The organism is Nitrososphaera sp. (assembly GCF_050748925.1).
Classification (GTDB): Archaea; Thermoproteota; Nitrososphaeria; order Nitrososphaerales; family Nitrososphaeraceae; genus Nitrososphaera.
Map to the genome: position 1 here is coordinate 1 of NZ_JBOGQF010000187.1, position 2,635 is coordinate 2,635.

Genomic DNA, 2,635 nt, shown 5'->3' on the forward strand with positions numbered 1-2,635 from the left:
ATTGCCAAAGCACGTCGCCGAGAGGCAGATATCATCCGCGCTACTGGCGCTTGAAAAGGCGGGGGTGCGCTCCAGCAACTATTCTGCGTCGTTTGAAACCGCACTGTCGCCCGGCACGTCCATCCTCATCTACTCTGTGTCTGACCTCGGGGGGCCCTTCATAGGCGGAGACTCTATCGGCGAGATTGGCAAGCGCGCCGAGCAGGTGGGCCAGGAGGCCGCCGAGCGGTTTTTGCAAAGCGCCCTTGCAGGCGCCGCAGTGGACCCGTTCCTTGCAGACATGATGGTGCTCCCGCTCAGCCTGAGCAGGGGCGTGTCGCGCTATCGCGTGGCAAAGGTGACAGAGCACCTGCGCACAAACCTGCAAGTAGCAAGCCATCTTGCCGGCTGCAAATACGAGATAAGGCAGACATCTGCCAGCGACCACGTGGTGGCGATAAAAGCCTAGAGCCCGCCGCTGTCAAGCAGCGCCGCCAGCAGCAGTATCGCAATCGACAGGCCGACCATCATCCTGCCGAGGTGGATTATTTTAGAGCGCACCGACTGGACGTACGCGCTGCCCGCGTTGCCTGCCAGTATCTTGCGCTCCATCTCTGCGTTGAGCGTCTTTACGTGCACGACGTATGTGCCAATCGTCGCGATCACCAGGATTATTTTTATCAGGAGGAGCACGCCATAGGTCGAGCCAGCTAGGGCGCCGGGGTCGGAAGCGAACGCCCGCGCGTTATAGATGCCGGACGCCACCAGTATTGCAAACGCGGGGACCGTCACCTTGTTGAACTGCCTGCCTACCTTGACCATGAGGCCAACCCTTTCGTCAAGGGACTTGATGTGTGACCTGAGCACCGGGACTGCCACCGCTGCTATGAAAATCGATCCGCCGACCCAGATGGAAGAGCAGATAAGGTGAATCCAGGTGACGAGGCCGTCAGCAACAGCCATCGACTCGATAGCGCTCTGACACTATATTATTGATGCGCCAGAAACGTTTTAATGCGCACCCGGCAAAGCTATCCGCGTGTTCATAGGCCCGCGCAGAGCCGTCCTTATCGGGACTATCGCTGCAGTCGCGTTGACGATAATCCTTTTGCCGCTGATATTTGCCCTGACGTCACCCGACCTCGACTTGGTGACCGTGCGGCTGGACAGGGTGGCACTCATGTCCGTAGAAGACGAAGGTGCCGACCTCCGGACATCCTTTGTGTTGGAGAACCCAACGGACCAGACGGCCACGACTTCGAGGATTGACTTTGAGCTCTTTGCGGACGGCACGTCGCTTGGCCCCCACACGATATCGTACGACGACATACCGGTGAACGGCAGGCCGGCGATATTTGGGAAAGACTCTGTCACCGTCTCGGAGACGTTTACTGTTAAAGTAGAGGACGCCGGCCTTTTGAAAAAGATAAGCGACAACCCTGAAACGATAAAGTGGCGCGCCAAGGGCATTGCCCAGATCGAGTCGACGCTTACGCTGGTCGAGAAGCCGTTTGAAAACGAGATCTAGAACAATAATTAAATTATGTCTTCCGGTGAAAAGCTACCATGAGCAACGCAGCTGCTGTATGGTGCCTTGTCGAGATAAACGGGACGCAGGTAAAGGCAAACATTGTTCACATCGGGAGGGGAAGGTACCCCGGATAATAGAAGATGAGCAGGGCAAATATGCCAACGTAAAGATCGACGCGTCTGACGTCATCCGCTGCCTGTAAAGGCGCCTGATAGGATGGCAGCCACCTGTTCGTATTTGCCTGTATTTTGAACTGAATTCTTTTATCCTTTGCAAGTCCTTTACATGTCGTGGACAAGGATGACGTTCCATCGGACCTCTTGAAACTTTTGGATCCTGACGAAAAGGTCCTGCTTTACATGAAGCAGAAAAAGTATCACCCTGCCATAGATCTGGAATCGATAGCCATTACCGAGAGGCGGATCATCCTCCGGAGGCCTTCGATGCTCACCATAAAGAAAAGTTACACCGATTACAGCTATGGCGACATCGTCAACGTTTCGATAGACAAGGGCCCCTTGCGTTCAACGATAAAACTGAACCTGCGGATGGACAGCAACGACCTGCTGGTCGAAGACATTCCCAACGACGACGCCGAGGCGGCATTCAAGGTAATACGAGAAAAAATAGAGCAATCAAGAAGCTATCCGCGCTAGCCATTCCGGCAACGGCGTTGTAACTTTTCCACTGACATGCTGCTATTATCCTGACTCTGACACGATGCAGGTATGAATAACGCAGTCGACCTGGATACAACTCTATTGCTCGAAAGCCACCTGTGCGCAAAAATGGCCACGGCAGCTGTTTTGAGCGAAAAAAGGCTGCTGTACGCGGAGATCATCATGCTGTGCCGCATGTATCGCGAAAAGCTGGGTTCCGGCGAAAGCCCTGACAGGCATTTTTGAACTGCCATTCAGGATCCAGCGGCGCCGTACTATATCGTCTACTTGATCATTTCAACCCTTGCCAGGTTGGATCCATGCACGCATCGCCAAATCTAAAATCTCTGAGCTGGCGGCTCAGCATCTTGCGATACTTTCCCCTCAAGACATCGATGGATGGGCTCCTCTCCAAGAATTTTTCAACATTGACGTCAAGAGAGGCCAAAAGCTCGTACAGCTGCTC

5 protein-coding genes are annotated in these 2,635 nt (G+C 54.2%); 4 read left to right on the forward strand and 1 reads right to left on the reverse strand.

Annotation, left to right across the window (positions count from 1 at the left end; translation table 11 throughout):
* The coding region (locus ACREAY_RS11185; protein ID WP_431755852.1) for an RNA 3'-terminal phosphate cyclase at positions 1 to 448 on the forward strand (448 nt) is incomplete at its 5' end.
* Here ACREAY_RS11185 and ACREAY_RS11190 read toward each other — a convergent pair.
* Positions 445 to 942: a CopD family protein gene (locus tag ACREAY_RS11190; RefSeq protein WP_431755853.1), complete on the reverse strand. Its 498-nt coding sequence runs from the start codon at positions 940 to 942 to the stop codon at positions 445 to 447. The genes ACREAY_RS11185 and ACREAY_RS11190 overlap by 4 nt on opposite strands.
* Before the next feature lie 76 nt (positions 943 to 1,018).
* On the opposite strand from ACREAY_RS11190, the gene ACREAY_RS11195 reads away from it, so the two are divergent.
* From ACREAY_RS11195 to ACREAY_RS11205, 3 genes are all read left to right on the forward strand, one after another.
* Positions 1,019 to 1,507: a hypothetical protein gene (locus ACREAY_RS11195; protein WP_431755854.1), complete on the forward strand. Its 489-nt coding sequence runs from the start codon at positions 1,019 to 1,021 to the stop codon at positions 1,505 to 1,507.
* 293 nt (positions 1,508 to 1,800) lie between these two features.
* On the forward strand, positions 1,801 to 2,166 hold the full coding sequence (locus ACREAY_RS11200; protein ID WP_431755855.1) for a PH domain-containing protein: 366 nt from the start codon (positions 1,801 to 1,803) through the stop codon (positions 2,164 to 2,166).
* Positions 2,167 to 2,238: 72 nt separating this feature from the next.
* Positions 2,239 to 2,415 carry a hypothetical protein gene (locus ACREAY_RS11205; protein ID WP_431755856.1) on the forward strand — a complete coding sequence of 59 codons (177 nt, stop codon included), beginning with the start codon at positions 2,239 to 2,241 and terminating at the stop codon, positions 2,413 to 2,415.
* The last annotated feature ends 220 nt before the right edge of the window (positions 2,416 to 2,635 follow it).

Coding starts and splice junctions, on each gene's coding strand:
- ACREAY_RS11190 (WP_431755853.1), bottom strand. CDS start 942: ATGGCTGTTGCTGACGGCCTCGTCACCTGGATTCACCTTATCTGCTCT.
- ACREAY_RS11205 (WP_431755856.1), top strand. CDS start 2,239: ATGAATAACGCAGTCGACCTGGATACAACTCTATTGCTCGAAAGCCAC.